1 protein-coding gene is annotated in these 615 nt (G+C 67.0%); it reads right to left on the reverse strand.

What is annotated here, in order from left to right; translation table 11 throughout:
* Positions 1-610, reverse strand: a 610-nt coding sequence (locus BFAL_RS10480; RefSeq protein ID WP_174514781.1) for an IS1/IS1595 family N-terminal zinc-binding domain-containing protein, incomplete at its 3' end; no start/stop codon positions are given.
* Between the last annotated feature and the right edge of the window lie 5 nt (positions 611-615).

Genomic DNA, 615 nt, shown 5'->3' on the forward strand with positions numbered 1-615 from the left:
GCTTCTTGAGCTGCCTGCCCGCCTCCAGCCTGGGGCTGGAGGTCAGGTCCGTTCTCGTGTTGCGTTGCACGTGCACCAGACAGCGTTGGATGCGCGTGCCGGGCCAGGTCTCACGGCAGGCGGTCTCCGCGCCGCGCAGCCCGTCGGTGACGAGCACGTCCGGCGCGGGCATGCGCGAGAACAGCGCCGTGTAGGCCGCCTTGGACTCATGCCCGCACCATTGGAAGTCAAGCGTCTCGCCGGTCTCGCCGTCGATGGCGATGATCAGGCACCAGCCGTGGCCCATGTACGTGCCGTCCGCCATCACCGTATGATGCCTGGCCGTCACGGACGGTATGCGCGGGTGGATGTTCCAGCACCAGGAGGTGCGCTTGCGCAGGGCGCGCGAGTCACCGGACGGGTCGATCGCGCACTGCGGCTGCCTGCCTAGCAGCCAGATCAGGAACTCGTCCAGCATGCGCGCCCGCGCGGCCCGTTCCTGCGGCATCGTCGAGCTCAACGAACAGTCGGGACACTTCCACCGTTGGGTGCCCTTCGCGGTCCTGCCGTTCTTCTTCATCGCCCGACCGCAGATCGGGCACTTCTTCGCCTTGCTGGATTTCGTTCTCACGACAT

This window comes from Bifidobacterium aesculapii (assembly GCF_001417815.1).
Classification (GTDB): domain Bacteria; phylum Actinomycetota; class Actinomycetes; order Actinomycetales; family Bifidobacteriaceae; genus Bifidobacterium; species Bifidobacterium aesculapii.